We start from the raw sequence: 18047 nt of genomic DNA, 5'->3' as shown, positions 1-18047 counted from the left end.
CGTCACCCGCGTGCCGCTACCGTTGGACCTGCACGTTTGATCACCGGAGGCTTCATGACGCACGCGCTGACCCGCAAGGGCGAGGCGACCCGAGGGCGGATCGTCGCCGGCGCGGCCGCCGAGGTCCGCGAGCGTGGGGTCGACGAGGTCCGCCTCGAGGACGTGATGGCCCGCACCGGCACCAGCAAGAGCCAGCTCTTCCACTACTTTCCCGGCGGTAAGGAAGAACTCCTGCTCGCGGTGGCCCAGCACGAGGCCGACCAGGTGCTCGCCGACCAGCAGCCGATGCTCGGGAACCTCACGTCCTGGCCCGCCTGGCAGGCGTGGCGGGACCGGCTGGTCTCGCGCTACCTGGCGCAGGGCCAGACGTGCCCGCTCAACGGTCTGCTCGGCCAGGCGGGCCGCCGCGCCCCGGCCGCCCGGGCCGTGTTGACCGGGCTCATGCAGCGCTGGGAGGCCGCGATCGCCGACGGCATCCGGCACATGCAGTCCACCGGCGACGTCGCCGCGGAGGTGGACCCCGACCGGGCCGCCGCAGCCCTGCTGGCCGGCATTCAGGGCGGCGTGCTGCTGTTGCTCTCCACCGGAAGGATCGACCACCTCGAGGCCGCCCTCGACCTCACCATCGACTCCCTTCGCGGGTCGGTGCGCCCGGCATGACGAAGCTGTTGCACCACATAGCCACCGTCATGCAACAGGTACGCGCCGCCCACGGCCCCGCACCCCTGGCCGGATCCCTGGACGCCTGGCGGCAGCGACTCGCCGACCGTGGACACGCGATGCTGGTGGCCGCCGGCCGCCTCGCCGACTACCTGAACACGCTGCCAGGGTGAGGCTGGTGGGCGGGATGGATCGGCGTCGGCACGCGGTCCCTCACCCGTCAGTTGTGGACACGACCCCTACCGGCTGTGCCGCCCATGTGTTGGCCAGTTCCGTGCTGACCCGGGTCAGCAGGGTGGTGAGGTGTGGCGCGAGCGGGGCCAGGGTGGCGTCGGCGGCGGTGACGGCGTAGATCTGGCGGTGCAGGCGGGGCCGGGTCAGCCCGCGGTGGACGGCTCCGGGCGTGGGGGCGATGGTCGGTCGGGAGAGCATGGCGACGCCGATCCCGGTGCCGACGAGGGACTGGGCGACCTTGTAGTTCTCCGTCTCGAACTGCATGCGGGGGCTGAAGCCGGCCTCGGCGGCGGCCTGGTCGAACTGCTGGCGGGCGGCGTGGCCGGCGATGATGACGATCCACGGCTGGTCCGACGGCAACGGGCGCAAGGCCAAATGGATAAAGCAGACCTTCCAGATGCTCTCCGGACACGAGGACATCATCGGACTTATCTGGTTCGAGGTGGACAAGGGGCTGGACTGGCGCATCGAGAGCTCCCCGCCCGCGGCAAAGGCCTTCGCCCAGGCGGTCGCCGCCCCTCGCTACCAGTTCACCTGGTCGCCGGAGATGCTCCCGCGTACCCAGCTCGTCGGTTAGGCCAGCCAGATCAGGCTGCGAATCCGCGACGGCCGGTGCCCGGCGTTCAGCGGAGCACCGGTGGGGGGCGCAGGCCGTCGAGGGCGACGCCGAGCACCCGGTCGCGCTGGTCCGGCTCTGGGAACTGGGCCATGGTGAGGCCGCTGACCAGCCGGACCACGTCGTCGAAGCTGATGTCGGCACGGACCGCCCCGGCGGCCTGGGCGCGGCGCATCAGCGGCTCGCCCGCGGCGTAGATCTCCGTCCGGCAGCTGCGGAAGACCTCGGAGTCGTGCAGCAGCTCCTCGGCCAGTGCCCGCTTCGTGGCGACGTACCCGACGAAACGCCGCAACCAGGCGACGAGGGCATCCCACGGAGGCAGGTCGGCCAGGTCCGCGGCGGACTGGCTGAGCGCGCGGACCTCCTCGACGTAGACGGCTTCGAACAGCTCGCGCCTGCTAGGGAAGTTCCGGTAGAGGGTGCCGATGCCCACGCCGGCGCGCCGCGCCACCTCCTCCAGCGAGGCCGACGCGCCGTTCTCGGCGAACGTCTCCCGGGCCGCCGCGATCAGCGACTCGTAGTTGCGCCGGGCGTCGGCCCGCTTGGGTCGCCGTGCGAAGAGGTCGGGCACCTGCCCCGCGCTGGTCATGACGTGCGTCACCTCACCCTGGTGGCATCCGGAGGCATCCCTCCGGTAGCTTAGCGGAGGAGCCCCTCCGGAAAGTCCGGAGCCATGCCTCCGGATAGCTTACCCCGATCCCTTGAAGGGATCCGGCGGAGCGGTGACCGGCGCAGCCCCGGCACGACCACGGGATCCGCGCGGCAGGCCGGATCGGCCGCCGCGCCGCCCGCCCAAGAACCCCACCGACGCCTGGTGCGTCGGCAACCATCCTCTCCGCCCCTGTACCAGTTGGAGTTTCCTCCGTGACAGAGACCGTTCGGCGCGGCTCGCGCCGGCTCACCTTCTTCGTCCTGGCGGCCGGCGCCGGGTTCTTCGCGATGCTCCAGTCGTTGATCACCCCGGTGCTGCCGACCATCCAGCACGACCTGCACACCTCCCAGAACACCGTCACCTGGGTGCTGACCGCCTACCTGCTGTCCGCGTCGATCTTCACGCCGATCCTCGGCCGGGTCGGCGACATGGTCGGCAAGGAGCGGATGCTGGTCGTCTCCCTCGCCGCGCTCGCGCTCGGCTGCCTGCTGGCCGCCGTCGCGCCCAGCATCGGCGTGCTCATCGTCGCCCGGGTCATCCAGGGCGTCGGCGGCGCCGTCTTCCCGCTCTCGTTCGGGATCATCCGCGACGAGTTCCCCGCCGCGCGGGTGAGCTCCGCCGTCGCCGCCATCTCGGCGATCGTCGCGGCCGGCGGTGGCCTGGGCGTCGTACTGGCCGGTCCGATCGTCACCGCGCTCGACTACCGGTGGCTGTTCTGGATCCCCATGGTCGTCGTCGGGCTGACCGCCCTCGCCGCGCACCTGTTCGTCCCCGAGTCGCCGGTGCGCACCCCCGGCCGGATCGACTGGCGGGCCACCGTCCTGCTCTCCGGCTGGCTGGTCGCGCTGCTGCTGCCGATCAGCAAGGGATCGGCCTGGGGCTGGACCTCGGGCCGGGTCCTCGGCCTCCTGGCTCTCGCCGCGGTGCTGCTGGCCGGCTGGCTGGTTGCCGAGATCCGCTCGACCAACCCGCTGATCGACATGCGGATGATGCGGCTGCCCGGAGTCTGGACGACGAACCTGGTCGCCCTGCTCTACGGCGCGTCGATGTTCTCCGTCTACGCGTTCCTGCCGCAGTTCGTGCAGACCCCGACCGTCGCCGGCTACGGCTTCGGCGCCAGCATCACCCAGGCCGGGCTGCTGATGCTGCCCATGCTGGTCGCGATGTTCGTCGCCGGCATCCTCGCCGGTCGGTTGTCGTCGCGGTTCAGCGCCAAGGCGCAGCTCGCCACCGGTGCCGCCTTCAACGTGCTCGCCTCCGCGATGCTGACCGTCGCGCACGACACCCGCTGGGAGATCGGGATCGCCGGTGCGCTCGTGGGCCTCGGCATCGGCCTGGCGTTCGCGTCGATGGCCAACCTGATCGTGGGCAGCGTGCCGGCCCGGCAGACCGGCGTCGCGACCGGCATGAACGCCAACATCCGCACCATCGGCGGCGCGATCGGCGCCGCCGTGGTCAGCGGCGTGATCACCGCCCACCCGCAGGCGAACGGCCTGCCCCGGGAGGCCGGCTTCACGATGGGGTTTCTGCTCCTCACCGGTCTCGCTCTGGCCGCCGCCGTCGCGGCCCTGGCCGTCCCGTCCGCCCGGCGCGCGACGGCCGGCCGCCGCCCGGCCCCCGCGCCGGAGCCGATCGGAGAGCTGGTGACCGTTCCCGCCGGGCGCTGAACCGAGCGGAGTCCGGGCGGTCCACAACCGCTCGCGGGTGACGGGTGATGAGGTATGGGGCGGGGCAGCTCTCCGGCTGCCCCGCCCCAGCTGACCCGACGATCCGCCGCCTGGTCGACGCGGGGACCGGCGCCCGCCGGCTGGGCCCGGCGGCCGACAGCGGTTAACCTCACGCGGTGGAGGTCCACCGACTCGATCGCACCGAGGCGCGCCGCATCGCCGTACGCGCCCAACTGCTGGACGCGCCGCGACCCACCAACCTCGTGACGGTGGTCCGGCAACTGACGCTCCTGCAGATCGACCCGACCGCCGCCGTCGCACCGAGCGCGGACCTGGTCGCCTGGAGCCGTCTCGGGGCGTCGTACCACCCTGACCAACTGCAGCGGGCCCTGGAGCAGGACCGGACGCTCTTCGAGCACAACGCGATGGTGCGGCCGGTGAGCGACCTGGGGCTCTACCTGGCGGGTGCGGCCGACTGGCCCAGCCGCGCCACCACCAGGGAGTGGCTGCGGGCCAACGACGCGTTCCGGCGCGACGTCCTCGACCTGCTCGGCCGCTCCGGTCCGCTGCTGTCCCGGGACATCCCGGACACCAGCGTGGTGCCGTGGCCGTCGACGGGGTGGACCAACAACCGCAACGTCACCCAGATGCTGGAGTTCCTCATGATGCGCGGCGAGATCGCCATCGCCGGTCGCCGGGGACGCCAGCGCCGGTGGGACCTGGCAGAGCGGGTCTACCCGGCCGGCCGGCCGGAGCTGACGGTGGACGAGGCGCGCCGGCTCCGCGACGAGCGCCGGCTGCGGGCGCTCGGCATCGCGCGCGCCAAGTCGACCGCCGTGCCCATGGAGCCGGCCGACGTGGGCGACGCCGGCGAGCCGGCGATCGTCGAGGGCGTCAGCGGGACGTGGCGCGTGGACCCGGCGGCGATCGGTCAGCCCTTCACCGGCCGCACCGCCCTGCTGTCCCCGTTCGACCGCCTGGTGCACGACCGGGTCCGGGCCCTGGACCTGTTCGACTTCGAATACACGCTGGAGATGTACAAGCCGAAGGCCAAGCGGCGCTGGGGCTATTTCGCGTTGCCGGTGCTGCACGACGACCGGCTCGTCGGCAAGGTGGACGCCACGGCGGACCGTAAAGGCGGCGAGCTGCTCGTGCACGCCATCCACCAGGACGTCCCCTTCACCCCGGCGATGACCGACGCGGTGCGCCACGAACTCGAGGACCTCGCGTCCTGGTTGCGGCTGACCGTCAAGGAGTCCGGCAGCGTTCGCTAGTCGACCCGAGGCCTGGTCCGGCCGGGAACCCCACCCCTGCATCCGCACTGTCAGGCGGTGCTCGCGGCCGGCGTCTGCTCGGCGTACGCCGCGGCGGTGAAGGCGTGCAGCGCGATATCGGCCGACTGTTCCAGTTGGCCGCGCTGCGCGCCGGCCGCCGCGTGGCGAAGCGGGCAACCGCCCGCCCGGCTCGGGTTAGAGTCGGCCGGTGAGCGTGCATACCCGCTCAATTCGGGCACTCAAGGCCGATCCTGCCATGTCCTCGCTCCACCGCTCGCTGAACCTCTCGTACGGCGATCCGGCGCACGGGGCCGCGCTCGACGAGTTGTACGCGCGGTTCGTGACCGCGGGGGACCTCGTCTTCGACGTCGGGTCGCACGTGGGCGACCGGATCGCCAGCTTCCGCCGCCTCGGGGCGCGGGTCGTGGCCGTGGAGCCCCAGCCGCTGTGCACGCGCGCAATCCGCGCCATCTATGCCGGCGACGACGGGGTCACGCTGGTCGAGGCGGCGTGCGGGGCGCACGCCGGGAGCGTCTCGCTGCACGTGAACTCCCGCAACCCCACCGTCTCCACCGTCTCCGCCCATTTTCTGCGGGCCGCGAACGGTGCGGGTGGTTGGGAGGACGAGGTCTGGGACGCCGAGATCGAGGTACGGTGCGTCACCCTCGACTCACTCCTGAGTCGGTACGGTCCACCGACCTTTGTGAAGATCGACGTCGAGGGCTTCGAGGACGTCGTGCTGTCCGGCCTGAGCCGCCCCCTGCCGGCGCTCTCCTTCGAGTTCACCACGATCGAGCGCGCGCTGGCGCGACGCTGCGTCGACCGGCTCACGTCGCTCGGCTTCGACGGCTTCGACGTCGCGCTGGGCGACGACACGTCGTTCGCGTTCGGGGAGTGGGTGTCGGCGCAGCGGATCACCGCCCACCTGCTGTCGCTGCCGCACCGGGTCAACTCCGGCGACGTCTACTGCGTCGCGAGGCGCGCCGGCTGACCGGGGCCGGGTCGATCTTTCCCGTCCTGGGCGCCGGTGCGCCCGCCGGCCGCCGCGGATCACGACGTGTGGACCGTCGGTGAGCGGGAACGCTGCCCCGTCGCGCATCCCTGCGACGGCGGGAGGGACATGGGCGCCAGAACCTTCGTGGTGGTCGGTGGCACCAGCGGCCTCGGCCTGGCGGTCGCCCGTCTGCTCGTCGACGAACACCAGGTCGCCGTCCTCGGTGACGTGCCCGAGGAGGTCGCCGCGGTGGCCGACGAGCTGGGCTGCGCCGGGGGGGTCTGCGACGTCTCCTCCTACGACCAGGTCCACGACGCGTTCGCCGAGGTGGTCGATCGGTACGACGTGATCGACGGGGTGGCGGCGTGCGCCTCGATGTGGGCCGGCGGCGACCTGGCGGACCTCTCCCCGCAGCACATCCGGCGGGCCGTGGAGATCAACGCGCTCGGCACCACGTACGTGCTGAAGGAGGCGCTGCACCACCTGCGCCGGCAGGACCACGGCAACGTGGTGTACGTCGGGGCGATGGCGGTGACGAAGCCCCGACCGGGCATCCCGGTCTACCGGGCCACCAAGAGCTACGGCAGCAGCCTGGTCGAGTCGCTGGCCGAGGCCCAGCACAGCAACCGGATCAAGGTGATGCAGCTGCATCCCGGGCCGATGCCGACCCGGTTGCAGGAACGGGTTGGCGCCGATTTCCTCGACGAGATCTACGCGCTGCCGGAGCAGGTCGCCGTCGAGGTCGTACGGCTGCTGCTGCTCGCCCCCGACGACCTGTACGTCTCCGGCGAGCGCGTGCTCCGCGCGGACGGGCGGTGGTGACGCCCGGAGGCGCCACGGCCGAGGTCACCGTCTCGGCGTGGGCGCCGCTGCGCACCGCGGTCTACCGCAGCCTGTGGCTGGCCCTGCTCGCCGCCAACATCGGCACCTGGATGCAGACGGTCGGCGCCCAGTGGCTGCTGATCCACCAGTCGAACGCCTCGACGCTGGTCGCCCTGGTGCAGACCGCCAGCCTGCTGCCGATGCTGCTGCTGGCCCTGCCGGCGGGCGCGCTCGCGGACACCTTCGACCGACGGCACCTGCTGATCTCGGTGCAGCTGTTCCTGGTGGTGGTGGCCGCGGCGCTGACGCTGCTCACGGCGACCGGCCGGATGCCACCGGCGCTGCTGCTCACCCTCACCTTCGCCTTCGGCGTGGGGCAGGCGCTGACCCTGCCGGCGTGGGCGGCGGTGATCCCCGAGCTGGTGCCCCGGGACCAGTTGCGGGCCGCCTCGGCGCTGGGCTCGATCAGCGTCAACGTGGCCCGGGCCGTCGGACCGGCCGCGGCCGGCGTGCTGATCGCCCGGGTGGGGGTGGCCCCGGTCTTCGCCCTCAACGCGGTGGCGTTCGGAGTCTTCGCGCTGGCGCTGGCCCGGTGGCGGCCCGGTGACGCCCGCGCCGTCGAGGTGCCCGAGCGGTTCACCGCCGCGCTGCGGGCCGGCGGCCGGTACGTGCGGCACTCGCCGATCGTGCGCCGGCTGCTGCGCCGCGCGCTGGTCTTCGTGATCCCGGCGAGCGCGCTGTGGGCGCTGCTGCCGCTGGTGGCCGCCCGCCGGCTCGGACTGGACTCCAGCGGGTACGGCCTGCTGCTGGCCGCGCTCGGGGTGGGCGCGATCGGCGGCGGCGTGCTGCTGCCGAGGATCCGGACCTGGATGTCGCCCAACCAGTTCCTGCTGCTGGCCGGCGCGCTGTACGGCGGGACGCTGATCGTGGTGGCGTCGGTGCGGATCGTCCCGGTGGTGCTGCTCGCCCTGCTGCCGGCCGGGGTGGCCTGGGTGACGGTGCTCGCCAACGTCAACGCCGAGATCCAGCTCTTCCTGCCCGGCTGGGTACGCGCCCGGGGCCTGGCCGTCTACCAGATCGTCCAGGGCGGCGGGCAGGCCGTGGGCGCGTTCGCCTGGGGTGTGGTCGCCGACACCGCCGGGCTGGTCGCCGCCTTCCTGGTGGCGGCCGCGTTGATGCTGGTCGGCGCGGTGACCTCGCAGATCTGGCCGCTGCCCGACCTGCGCGGGGTGAACAAGGACCCGACCACCTACCGGCCGCCGCTGGAACTCGCGCTCGAACCGGATCCCCGGGTGGGGCCGGTGCTGGTGGTGGTCACCTACACCGTCCGGCCGGAGCGGGAGGCAGCGTTCCTGGCCGCGATGGACCACGTCCGCGGGTCGCGGCAGCGTACCGGGGCGATGCGGTGGGGACTGTTCCGCGAGGGCGAGGCCCCGGCCCAGTTCGCCGAGGTCTACCTGGTGCCGTCCTGGGACGAGCACCTGCGCCAGCACGGCGGCCGGCTGACCGGCGTCGACCAGGAGGCCGAGGAACGGGCCAAGGCGCTCGCCGACGGTCAGCCGGAGGTGCGGCACCTGCTGCCGGCCGCCGCCGGCCCGACCCTGGCCGACAACCGCGACCTCCCGTGACCCCGTCGCGCCGGGCAGCGGGCCCGGCGCGACGACGCTGGCCGCCCACCGCGCCGGCCCGGGCTGGTCCACCGGGGCCGCGACCGCCACAATGAGCGCATCGGTGTCGCGACCCCGGCGGCGCTCAGGCCGCGCGGGCTGAAACGTCGACTCTTCACGGAAGGGACGACGGCATGCACCCGATGCTCCGACGTCTGGACGACCTCGCCGCCCACCTCGCCGCCCGGCCGGACGCCGTGGCCCTGCTCGGCCTCGGTTCCGCCGGAGCCGAGCACGACCGGCTCGACGCCCACTCCGACCTGGACTTCTTCGTCGTCGTCGCGGACGGCGCCGTGGCCGGCTACGTCGACTCGATCGACTGGCTGGCGGCGCCCTGCTCGGTGGCGTACAGCTTCGCCAATGAGCGCAACGGTCGCAAGGCGCTCTACGCCGACGGCATCTTCGTCGAGTACGCGGTCTTCACCGTCGACGAGCTGGCGAGGTTGCCGGTCAGCGGCGCGCGGGTGGTCTGGCAGCGGCCCGACGCGCCCGCCGGGCTGGCCGAGTGCGGGCCCCCGCCACGGCCGGCGACGCCGTACGACACGGTCGAGTTCCACCTGAACGAGGCGCTCACCAACCTCTACGTGGGCCTGCACCGCGAGCTGCGCGGCGAACGGCTCACCGCGTCGCGGTTCATCCAGTCGTACGCGGTGGACCGGGTGCTCGCCCTGCTGCGGCTCAGCTCGTCCGGCGCCGCGCACCGGCGCGACCCGTTCGACCCGAGCCGCCGGGTGGAGCAGGCGTACCCGCCGGAGGTGCTGCCGTTGGCCGCCATGGTGCCGGGCTACCGGGCCAACCGGGCGGCCGCGCGGGCCACGCTCACCTGGCTGGCGGAGCGGTTCCCGGTGGACCCGGTGATCGGCGACGCGATCCGGCGCCTGCTGGTGGCCCAGCACCCGTCGGCGCCCCGCGGCCCGTCCGTCGTGGTCGGCGTGGGGGACCAGCGGGCCGTACGGCCCGGAGCGTAGGCCGGGGGCCGCCGACGGCACGACGACGGCGCCGCCGGCCACGGACAGGATCGGTGCTGACCCACCACCTGCCGAAAGGGCAGCACCGTGACCGGTCCGCGTCCCACCTCCGCCCCCGTTCGTCGGCCTCGGCCTCGCCGTCGCCGCCGCGGCGATCCCGATCCAGCGCGCGCAGCGCTCCGACCACCTCGGCGGGCGCCTCCTCGGCCACGGGGCACGACCGGGGCGCCGGTGGCCGGCGGAGGCGCCGATGCCGCCGGGGCAGCTGGCCGGGGCGGGGAGCGGGGCGCTCACCCTCGGCCCGGTGGCCCGGTACCTCGGCGAGCTGGCCGGGGCGCTCGGTCGCCACGACGAGGCGAAGGCCCATCAGCGGACGGCTCGGGAGTCGCGCGTGCCGGGGAACTGGTGACCTCCGCCCGCAGAAAGAATTTACCCTTGCCGGTTTCGTTCCGGTATCCACCGTCGGACCGATCCGCCGGTCCCGCCCCGAATGGCAGGATCGGCGCTCGTTGCCGACGGGGAGGAACACGACTTGTCAGAGACCGCGCAGAAGGAATCGAACAGGCGGAGCACGGAACACGCAACGGCCGAAGCGCCGGCGCAAAAGGGGTCTTGGCTGGCCCACAGGGGATTGATACCGGCGTCGAGACCCCAGCGCGTACTCGCGCTGGCCACCTTCGTCAACATGGTCGGCAGCGGCGTGTTCATGGTGAGCGCCGCGCTCTTCTTCACCCGTTCGGTCGGGCTGTCCGTGGCGCAGGTCGGGCTCGGCATGGGCATCGCCGCCGTGGTCGGCCTCTTCGCCGGAGTCCCGGTCGGGCACGTCGCCGACCGGCGCGGACCCCGCGAGGTCTACCTGCTGATGCTCGGCGTCCAGGGGATCGCCATGGCGGCGCTGGTGTTCGTCCACTCGTTCTGGCCGCTGGTGGCGGTGCTCTGCGTGGGTGGACTCGCCCGCGCGGCCGGCGCGGCGGCCCGTGGGCCACTGGTACGGGCCATCGGGGGCCGGCAGCTCACCCGGTACCGGGCGTACCTGCGCTCGGTGGCCAACCTGGCGGGCAGCGCCGCCGCGGTCGCGGCCGGGTTCGCGATCCAGTTGGACACCCGGTCGGCCTACCTGACCCTGGTGCTGGGCAACGCGGTCAGCTTCGTGGCCTGCGCCGCGATCGTCGCCGCGCTGCCGGCGCCGCCACCGGTGCCGGCGCCCGCCGTGGGCAGCCGGTGGGCAGTGCTGAAGGACCGCGGATACGTCGCGGTCACCGCCCTCGACAGTGTCATGTCGATCCACCACCAGGTGCTGCTCTTCGCGCTGCCCCTGTGGATCGTCGGGTACACCGAGGCCCCCCGCTGGCTCATCGGCATGGCCGCGCTCGTCAACACCGCACTGGTGGTGCTGCTCCAGGTGCGGGCGAGTCGGGGAGTCGACGACACCGCCGCAGCCGGCCGGGCGATCCGCCGCTCGGGCGTGGCGTTCCTCGTCGGCATGGCGGTGATGGCCGCCGCGGCCGGGCTGCCCGGGTGGCTCGCCACCGCCGTCATCATCCTGGGCATCTGCGTGCACACCGTCGGGGAACTCTGGCACTCCGCCGGTTCGCTGGAACTGCGGTTCAGCCTCGCCCCCGCCCACGCCCAGGGGCAGTACTCGGGGCTCTCCGGGTTCGGCACCGGCCTGGCGAACGTGGCGGCGCCCTCGGTCCTGGCCGTGTGCTGCATCACCTGGGGCGTACCGGGGTGGCTGCTGCTGGGCGGCGTCTTCGTGGTGGTGGGCCTGGTCATGCCGGTTGTCGTCCGGTTCGCCGCGCGGATCGAGCCGCTCGCCGACGCGCTGGCCACACCGCCCGTTTCCGCGGCACCCCGCTAGGTCGCGGCACGCGGCGCCGGCACGTCGAGGGCCGCCGGGCGTCATGATGGAACGGTCCACGGTGGAAGGGTGTCGGGCATGACTCCGGAGCGCGCGTTCTGGCTGGACGAGCAGGTCGACCGCGAGCGGGGCGCGGGCGGGCGCGGGCGCTACGAGACCGAGGTGTCGGCGCGGCCGGACGAGTTCGCCGACACCTGGGGCGACATCGCCCCGGTCGGCTTCGCGGTGGCGGCGTGGCGGGTGGCCTTGGCGCTGTCACCCCCGTACGTGCGCTGGCACCGGCGCGTTGTCTCGGCGACCTGCGCGCGCAGCCCGTGGGACGGGAGCCTGACCTGCGCGGTGACCCTGGTGTCGCGGTGGCCGGCCGAGCTGACCTGGACCCGGCAGTGGCAGCAGGACCGCGGCTGGCGGGACTGGCCCCAGCTGTTCGGTCAGTACGTCACGCCGTCGGAGCGGGACCTGACCCGGGCCCCGCACCTGCGCGCGATGCTGCGGGCCGAGGTCCCCGTCCCGCCGGACGACCTGCCCCCGGCGCCGGACGGTCCCGGCGACGAGTTCGCGCCGGCGGCGCGCCGGGCCGTCGCCGTGCTGACCCGGGAGCTGGACGCGCTGCTCGCCCCGCTGATCGGGCAGCTCGAGGCCGGGGTGCCGGCCGGCTCCTGACCGGCGCCCCGCCCGCCGGACGGCGGCCCGACCGGGGACCGACCCCCCGCAGGTGGATCCCCGGGCTCAGGCGGTGGCGGGGACCTCCGTGTCGGGCTGCTCGGCCGGCTCCTCGGCGGTCCGCCCGGCGGACGTCCCCTCGGCGGGCGTCCGCACGGCGAAGGCGTCGAAGGGCTCCCGGGGCGCGGGGATTTGCTCGACGAGGGCCGGCTGGACGGAGGCCGGCTGGACGGGGGAGGCCTCGGCGGCCGCTCGGGCGCCCACCTGCGGGTACTCGGCGGTCTCCCCGCCGCCCGCAGCGGCGGCCATCACCGCCGCGGCGGCCAGGTCGGCCACCCGCTTCGCCTCGCGCTGCACCCGGGCGCGCACCTCCTTGGCGTGCTGCTCGGCGAGGTCACCGGCCCGGCGGGCGTCCTCCAGCCGCTTCGTCTCGGCGGTCAGGTCGCGGCGGACCTCCACCAGGCGCTCCTCCAGCTCGGCGCCCTCCTGCTCGATGCTGGCGATCTCCTGCCGGGACCGGTCGAGCTGCTGGCCGGCGGTCTCCAGCTCGGCCTGGAGCTGGGACAGCGCCTCCTGCCGCTGCTGGAGCTCCTGCTGCACGGCGGTGAGCTGCTCCTGGTGCGCGCTCGTCTGCTCGTCGGCGCGCTCCCGCACCTCGGTGGCGTACTGCTGGGCCTCGGCGACGAGCGCGGCGATGTCCCGCTCCGCCGCGGTGGCCCGGTCGGCCAGCTCCTGCTCGGCCGCGGCCCGCCGCTCCTCCAGCTCGCGGGCCATGTTGGCCTGCCACTGGGCCAGCTCCTGCTGGGCCTTGCTGCGGTTCGCCTGCACCTCCTGCTGGATCTGCGTCCGGGCCGCCTTCACCAGCGCCTCCGAGGCGGAGCGGGCCTGCTCGACCTGCTGGTTGCTCTGCTCGGCGATCCGCTTCGCCTCCTGCTGGGCACGCTCGTGGGCGGCCTGGCCCTCGGTCCGCAGCTTCTCCGCCAGCTCGCGGGTGGCGGTGAGGTCGGCCTGCGCGGCGGCCCGCCGCTCCTCGTGCGCCTGCTCCTGCTCGGCGCGCCGGGCGTCCAGCTCCTCGTCCAGCTCCCGCAGCTCCCGGGCGGCCTGCTCGCGCGCCGCGGTGAGGGCCTTCTCCGCCTGGACATGGAGCTCGGCGGCACGCTTCGCGGCGGCCTCGCTGATCACCCCGGCCTGCTTCTCGGCCAGGTCGAGGATCTGCTCGACCATCGGGCCCAGGTCGCGGAAGGAGGCCCGGTCCACCTGCGCCGGACGCTGCCGCAGCTCCGCCACCTCGGTCTCCGCCCGCTGCAACTGCACGGTGAGCTCCTGGACCTGGCGGTACGCCCGGTCCCGGTCGGCGGTCAGCGTGGACACCTCGCCGTCCAGCCGCTTGACGTACCGGTCCACCTGCCGCTTGTCGTAGCCGCGCAGCGCGAACTCGAAGCTCGGCCGGGCCGACACGTCGTCGTGTGGTGCGAACGCGTCCTCGCCGTTGGACATGCGCCATCCTCCGTCGGTTCGCCAGCGCCAGGCCGGCGGATGACCGCCCCGCAGGGCATGATGAGGCGCAACGGTACCGCCACCCCCGAACGGGCCGGCGGCGTGCCCCACCACCGTCCCGGTGGGATGCCGTGACCGTTCGGCCGGGTCCCGCTCAGCCCGGCACCGGCCGCAGCTCCCGCTCGCCGGCCACCGGCGCCGATCCCGCCCGGCGGACCGGGCCGCAGCACCCGGCGCCGGCCACCAGCAGGCAGCCCGCTCCCGCCACCAGGCACACCACGGCGGCGCCGTAACGGCCGGCCCCCCAGGTCAGCAGGGCGGCGCCGGCCGGCCCGAGCGAGAAGTGCGTGCTCCAGAAGGCGGAGGTCACCCGGCCCAGCAGGTGGTCGGGCGTGATCTCCTGGCGCAGCGACATCGAGCAGATGCCACCGACACTGACGGAGCAGAGGTGGACCGCGGCCACCACGGTGAGCGCCGGGACGGTTCCGGCGAGCCCGATTCCGGCGACGGCCACGCCACTGAGGCCGGTCGCGCCGATCCAGGTGGCGCCGAAGCCGAGCCGGCGGCGCAGTGGGGCCACCAGCAGCGCCCCGGCGACGGTGCCGAGGGTGGCCAGGCCGAGCACCGTGCCGACGGTGCGGTCAGAGCCGCCCAGGTCGTGCTTGACGTGGTAGATCAGCACGTCGGTCAGGCCGAACGTCAGGAAGATGAAGACCGACAGCAGTACGGTCAGCGACCGCAGCACCGGCTGTCGCCAGAGGAACCGCGCGCCGGCCAGGAACTCGGCCAGCGGCCGCTCCCGGGCCCGGGTGGCCACGTCCGGGTCGGACGGCCGGAGCCGGACGAACCGGAGGCCGACGGCGGAGAGCGCGAAGCTGGCCGCGTTGACGCCGACCGCGGCGGCGGGACCGAACCGGGCCGACACCAGGCCGGCCAGCAGCGGTCCGACCACGGCGGCCGCCGCGTACGTCGCGTGCAGCCGTCCGTTCGCCTCCGTGATGCGCTCCCGGTCGACCAGGTTGCGCACCGCGGTCACCGAGGCGACCTGGCAGACCATGCCGACCGCCTCGCACACCGGCAGCACCACGAAGAGCAGCCACACCTGCGGGCCGGCGAGCCAGACCAGCGGGATCAGCCCGTACAGCACCAGCCGGACCAGGTCGGCGACGATCATCAGGGTGCGCCGGTCGAACCGGTCGACGAGCACCCCGCCGAAGACGCCCGCGCCGACCGACGCCACCCCGGCCACCGCGGTGAGCAGGCCCATCCGGGCCACCGAGCCGGTCGCGTGCAGCACCAGCAGCGGCACCGCCAGGTAGGCGAAGGAGTCGCCGGCCGCGGAGACGGCCTGTGCGATCCAGTACGTGACGAAGGAGCGGTCCCGCCCCAGCGACGGCCGGACCGGGCCGGGACCGGGGCGCGAGTTCACCAGCCGAGGCTACCGCCGGGCCGCGTCCCCTGGCGCCCGGCGGGTCGCTGGGGGACACTCGACGGGTCGCGCGCGCCGCCGCGCGCCGGGCCACCGGGACGCGACCTGGGAGGGCTGGACATGCGGATCGCCCTGTTCGTCACCTGCCTGGCCGACACCCTCTTCCCCGAGGCGGCCAAGGCGACGGTACGGCTGCTGGAACGCCTCGGTCACCAGGTCGACTTTCCGCAGGAGCAGACCTGCTGCGGGCAGATGCACGTCAACACCGGCTACCCGGACGACGCGCTGCGGCTGGTGCGCCGGCACGTGCGGACCTTCGCCCCGTACGACGTGGTGGTGGCACCCTCCGGCTCGTGCGTCGGCTCGGTGCGGCACCAGCACGCGATGGTGGCCCGCCGGGCCGGCGACGAACGCCTGGCCGGCCGCGCCGAACAGGTCGCCCGGCACACGTACGAGCTGTCGGAGCTGCTCGTGGACGTGCTCAGGGTGACCGACGTGGGGGCGTACTACCCGCACCGGGTCACCTACCACCCGACCTGCCACTCGCTGCGGCTGCTGCGGGTGGGGGACCGGCCGCTGCGGCTGCTGCGCGAGGTCCGCGGCCTCGACCTGGTGGAGCTGCCGCAGGCCGAGCAGTGCTGCGGCTTCGGCGGCACCTTCGCGGTGAAGAACGCGGACACCTCCACGGCGATGCTGGCCGACAAGATGCGGCACGTGCTGGCCACCCGGGCCGACGTCTGCACCGCCGGGGACGCCTCCTGCCTGATGCACATCGGCGGCGGGCTGTCCCGGCTGCGGGCCGGCGTACGGACCGTGCACCTGGCCGAGATCCTGGCCAGCACCGAGCCGGGCCGCGCCGGCGATCCGGCCGGCGGCCGGGCCGGCGCGAGCGGGGACGGCCCGGTGAGTACCGCGACCGAGCGGGAGGCGTGGCGATGACGGAGACATTCCTCGGCCTGCCGGCGACCGCGCCGCCGGGCGTCGGCAACCTGCGCGGCGACGAGCCGTTCCCGGTCGCGGCCCGCCGCGCCCTGGCCGACGCCCAGCTCCGCCGCAACCTGCGGCACGCCACCGGCACCATCCGCGCCAAGTCGGCGGCGGTGATCGGCGAGGTGCCCGACTGGCCGCAGCTGCGGGCCGCCGGGCGGGCGATCAAGAGCGACACCATGGCCCGCCTGCCCGAGCTGCTCGAACAACTGGCGGCGGCGGTCACCGCGGCCGGCGGCACCGTGCACTGGGCGACCGACGCGGTGGAGGCGAACCGGATCGTCACCGACCTGGTCCGGACCGCCGGCGCCGACCGGGTGATGAAGGTCAAGTCGATGGCCACCCAGGAGATCGGACTCAACGAGGCCCTCGAAGCCGCGGGGATCGAACCGGTCGAGACCGACCTGGCGGAGCTGATCGTCCAGCTCGGACGGGACCGGCCCAGCCACATCCTGGTGCCCGCCATCCACCGCAACCGAGCGGAGATCCGCGAGGTCTTCCTGCGGGAGATGCCCGGGGTGGACCCGGCGCTGACCGACGAGCCGGCCGTGCTCGCCGCCGCGGCCCGCCGGCACCTGCGCGCGACCTTCCTCAGCACGAAGGTCGCCGTCTCCGGGGCGAACTTCGCGGTCGCCGAGACCGGCACCCTCGCGGTGGTCGAGTCCGAGGGCAACGGGCGGATGTGCCTCACCCTGCCGGAGACCCTGATCACCGTGATGGGCATCGAGAAGGTGATCCCCACCTGGGACGACCTCGGGGTCTTCCTGCAACTGCTGCCCCGGGCGTCGACCGGGGAGCGGATGAACCCGTACACCTCGATGTGGACCGGGGTCACCCCGGGCGACGGGCCGCAGCAGGTGCACCTGGTGCTGCTGGACAACGGCCGCAGCGCGGTGCTCGCCGACGAGGTCGGCCGGCAGGCGCTGCACTGCATCCGCTGCTCCGCCTGCCTCAACGTCTGCCCGGTGTACGAGCGCACCGGCGGGCACGCGTACGGGTCGGTCTATCCGGGGCCGATCGGGGCGGTGCTCTCCCCGCAGCTCACCGGGGTCGAGGAGAACGCCTCCCTGCCGTACGCGTCGTCGCTCTGCGGGGCCTGCTTCGACGCCTGCCCGGTGATGATCGACATCCCGTCGGTGCTCGTGCACCTGCGCGCCCGGCATGTCGACGAGCGGCGGGCGGCGCACCGGACGCCGAGCGCCGAGGCGGTCGCGATGGCCGCGGCCGCGTACACGATGGACCATCCCCGGCTGTACGCGGCCGCGCAGCGCGCCGCGGGGCTGGGCCGGGTGGCCGGGCGCGCCCTGCCCCCGCCGTTGAGCGGCTGGACCGCCAGCCGGGACGTGCCGGCCGCGCCGCCGCAGACGTTCCGCCAGTGGTGGGCGCAGCGGAGCGGGTCATGACCGCCCGCGACATCGTGCTGGCCCGGCTCCGGACCGCCCTGGCCGGCGCACCACCCACGCCGGCACCCGACCGGCCGGACCACCGCCGGCAGGGCGAGCTGCCGCCCGGCCACCCCCAGCTGGTCGACCTGCTCGCCGAGCGGCTGACCGACTACCGGGCCCGGGTCCGCCGGACCACCGGCGCCGCGATCGCCGACGCGGTCGCCGGCATCCTCGCCGCCGAGGGCGCCACGACTGTCGTGGTGCCCCCCGGGCTGCCCGCCGACTGGCGACCGGGCGGAATCGAGGTGGTGGTCGACGACGAGCTGCCCGCCGGTCGGCTGGCCGAGCTGGACGCCGTGGTCACCGCGGCGGCGGTCGCGGTCGCCGAGACCGGCACCATCGTCCTCGACGCCGCCGCCGACCAGGGCCGGCGGATCATCAGCCTGCTGCCCGACCGGCACGTCTGCGTGGTCCGCCCCGGGCAGGTGGTGGCCACCGTGCCGGAGGCCCTCGCCCGGCTCACCCCCGGCCGCCCGCTGACCTGGATCAGCGGCCCGTCGGCCACCAGCGACATCGAACTGAGCCGGGTCGAAGGCGTGCACGGCCCCCGCCGCCTGCACGTCGTCCTCACCGACGACTGACCCGCCGCCGGGCGGCCGTGGACGACCGGT

General features: G+C 74.3%; 20 protein-coding genes. 15 read left to right on the top strand and 5 right to left on the bottom strand.

The features are described from left to right. Positions 1 to 54: 54 nt before the first annotated feature. Both OG799_RS17465 and OG799_RS17460 read left to right on the top strand, forming a co-directional pair. Positions 55 to 660 carry a TetR/AcrR family transcriptional regulator gene (locus OG799_RS17465; RefSeq protein WP_406046090.1) on the top strand — a complete coding sequence of 202 codons (606 nt, stop codon included), beginning with the start codon at positions 55 to 57 and terminating at the stop codon, positions 658 to 660. Beyond that, positions 657 to 833, top strand: coding sequence for a hypothetical protein (locus OG799_RS17460; protein WP_406046089.1), 177 nt, complete (start codon positions 657 to 659; stop codon positions 831 to 833). Before OG799_RS17465 ends, OG799_RS17460 begins: the two co-directional genes overlap by 4 nt. A 40-nt stretch (positions 834 to 873) precedes the next feature. On the opposite strand, the gene OG799_RS17455 is transcribed toward OG799_RS17460, so the two are convergent. Beyond that, entirely contained in the window at positions 874 to 1263 is a 390-nt protein-coding gene (locus OG799_RS17455; protein ID WP_406046088.1) for a LysR substrate-binding domain-containing protein, read from the bottom strand. 28 nt (positions 1264 to 1291) lie between these two features. Here OG799_RS17455 and OG799_RS17450 point away from each other — a divergent pair, with 28 nt between their 5' ends. Then, the gene (locus OG799_RS17450; RefSeq protein ID WP_406046087.1) at positions 1292 to 1471 is read left to right on the top strand and encodes a hypothetical protein; all 180 of its coding nucleotides are present in this window, start codon (positions 1292 to 1294) and stop codon (positions 1469 to 1471) included. Positions 1472 to 1517: 46 nt separating this feature from the next. On the opposite strand, the gene OG799_RS17445 is transcribed toward OG799_RS17450, so the two are convergent. Then, positions 1518 to 2099, bottom strand: coding sequence for a TetR/AcrR family transcriptional regulator (locus OG799_RS17445; RefSeq protein ID WP_406046086.1), 582 nt, complete (start codon positions 2097 to 2099; stop codon positions 1518 to 1520). A gap of 275 nt (positions 2100 to 2374) precedes the next feature. Between OG799_RS17445 and OG799_RS17440 the strand changes: the two genes are divergently transcribed. Next, complete coding sequence (locus tag OG799_RS17440) at positions 2375 to 3829, top strand: MFS transporter (RefSeq protein ID WP_406046085.1); 1455 nt, start codon at positions 2375 to 2377, stop codon at positions 3827 to 3829. A gap of 176 nt (positions 3830 to 4005) precedes the next feature. Then, positions 4006 to 5103: a DNA glycosylase AlkZ-like family protein gene (locus OG799_RS17435; protein WP_406046084.1), complete on the top strand. Its 1098-nt coding sequence runs from the start codon at positions 4006 to 4008 to the stop codon at positions 5101 to 5103. A gap of 50 nt (positions 5104 to 5153) precedes the next feature. On the opposite strand, the gene OG799_RS17430 is transcribed toward OG799_RS17435, so the two are convergent. Then, positions 5154 to 5333 carry a hypothetical protein gene (locus OG799_RS17430; protein WP_406046083.1) on the bottom strand — a complete coding sequence of 60 codons (180 nt, stop codon included), beginning with the start codon at positions 5331 to 5333 and terminating at the stop codon, positions 5154 to 5156. Positions 5334 to 5359: 26 nt separating this feature from the next. Between OG799_RS17430 and OG799_RS17425 the strand changes: the two genes are divergently transcribed. The 7 genes from OG799_RS17425 (at position 5360) to OG799_RS17395 (ending at position 12078) form a co-directional block, all read left to right on the top strand. Next, entirely contained in the window at positions 5360 to 6094 is a 735-nt protein-coding gene (locus OG799_RS17425) for an FkbM family methyltransferase (protein ID WP_406046082.1), read from the top strand. 129 nt (positions 6095 to 6223) lie between these two features. Next, positions 6224 to 6919 (top strand): SDR family NAD(P)-dependent oxidoreductase, encoded by a 696-nt coding sequence (locus OG799_RS17420; protein WP_406046081.1) that lies wholly within the window; start codon positions 6224 to 6226, stop codon positions 6917 to 6919. Continuing rightward, positions 6913 to 8547 carry an MFS transporter gene (locus tag OG799_RS17415; protein WP_406046080.1) on the top strand — a complete coding sequence of 545 codons (1635 nt, stop codon included), beginning with the start codon at positions 6913 to 6915 and terminating at the stop codon, positions 8545 to 8547. The genes OG799_RS17420 and OG799_RS17415 overlap by 7 nt, the downstream gene beginning before the upstream one ends. Before the next feature lie 173 nt (positions 8548 to 8720). Then, positions 8721 to 9554, top strand: coding sequence for a hypothetical protein (locus tag OG799_RS17410; RefSeq protein WP_406046079.1), 834 nt, complete (start codon positions 8721 to 8723; stop codon positions 9552 to 9554). Positions 9555 to 9804: 250 nt separating this feature from the next. Further along, complete coding sequence (locus OG799_RS17405; RefSeq protein ID WP_406046078.1) at positions 9805 to 9963, top strand: hypothetical protein; 159 nt, start codon at positions 9805 to 9807, stop codon at positions 9961 to 9963. Positions 9964 to 10239: 276 nt separating this feature from the next. Then, positions 10240 to 11415: an MFS transporter gene (locus OG799_RS17400; protein ID WP_406046077.1), complete on the top strand. Its 1176-nt coding sequence runs from the start codon at positions 10240 to 10242 to the stop codon at positions 11413 to 11415. Between the two features lie 78 nt (positions 11416 to 11493). After that, complete coding sequence (locus OG799_RS17395; protein ID WP_406046076.1) at positions 11494 to 12078, top strand: hypothetical protein; 585 nt, start codon at positions 11494 to 11496, stop codon at positions 12076 to 12078. Between the two features lie 66 nt (positions 12079 to 12144). Here OG799_RS17395 and OG799_RS17390 read toward each other — a convergent pair whose 3' ends face one another. Continuing rightward, positions 12145 to 13575, bottom strand: a complete 1431-nt coding sequence (locus OG799_RS17390; RefSeq protein WP_406046075.1) for a hypothetical protein — start codon at positions 13573 to 13575, stop codon at positions 12145 to 12147. A 154-nt stretch (positions 13576 to 13729) separates the two neighbouring features. Further along, positions 13730 to 15004: an MFS transporter gene (locus tag OG799_RS17385; RefSeq protein WP_406046074.1), complete on the bottom strand. Its 1275-nt coding sequence runs from the start codon at positions 15002 to 15004 to the stop codon at positions 13730 to 13732. Positions 15005 to 15124: 120 nt separating this feature from the next. On the opposite strand from OG799_RS17385, the gene OG799_RS17380 reads away from it, so the two are divergent. Genes OG799_RS17380 through OG799_RS17370 form a run of 3 tightly spaced genes read left to right on the top strand, consistent with a single transcriptional unit; the run spans position 15125 to position 18017 of the window. Beyond that, positions 15125 to 15943, top strand: a complete 819-nt coding sequence (locus tag OG799_RS17380) for a (Fe-S)-binding protein (RefSeq protein ID WP_406046073.1) — start codon at positions 15125 to 15127, stop codon at positions 15941 to 15943. Further along, positions 15940 to 17394 carry a lactate utilization protein B gene (locus OG799_RS17375; RefSeq protein ID WP_406046072.1) on the top strand — a complete coding sequence of 485 codons (1455 nt, stop codon included), beginning with the start codon at positions 15940 to 15942 and terminating at the stop codon, positions 17392 to 17394. Before OG799_RS17380 ends, OG799_RS17375 begins: the two co-directional genes overlap by 4 nt. Beyond that, complete coding sequence (locus OG799_RS17370; RefSeq protein WP_406046071.1) at positions 17391 to 18017, top strand: lactate utilization protein C; 627 nt, start codon at positions 17391 to 17393, stop codon at positions 18015 to 18017. Before OG799_RS17375 ends, OG799_RS17370 begins: the two co-directional genes overlap by 4 nt. Positions 18018 to 18047 lie beyond the last annotated feature (30 nt).

Source organism: Micromonospora sp. NBC_00898, assembly GCF_045207895.1.
Taxonomy (GTDB): Bacteria; Actinomycetota; Actinomycetes; order Mycobacteriales; family Micromonosporaceae; genus Micromonospora.
Note: the sequence above shows the minus strand (reverse complement) of the source record. Positions and strands in the feature narration are given on the sequence as shown.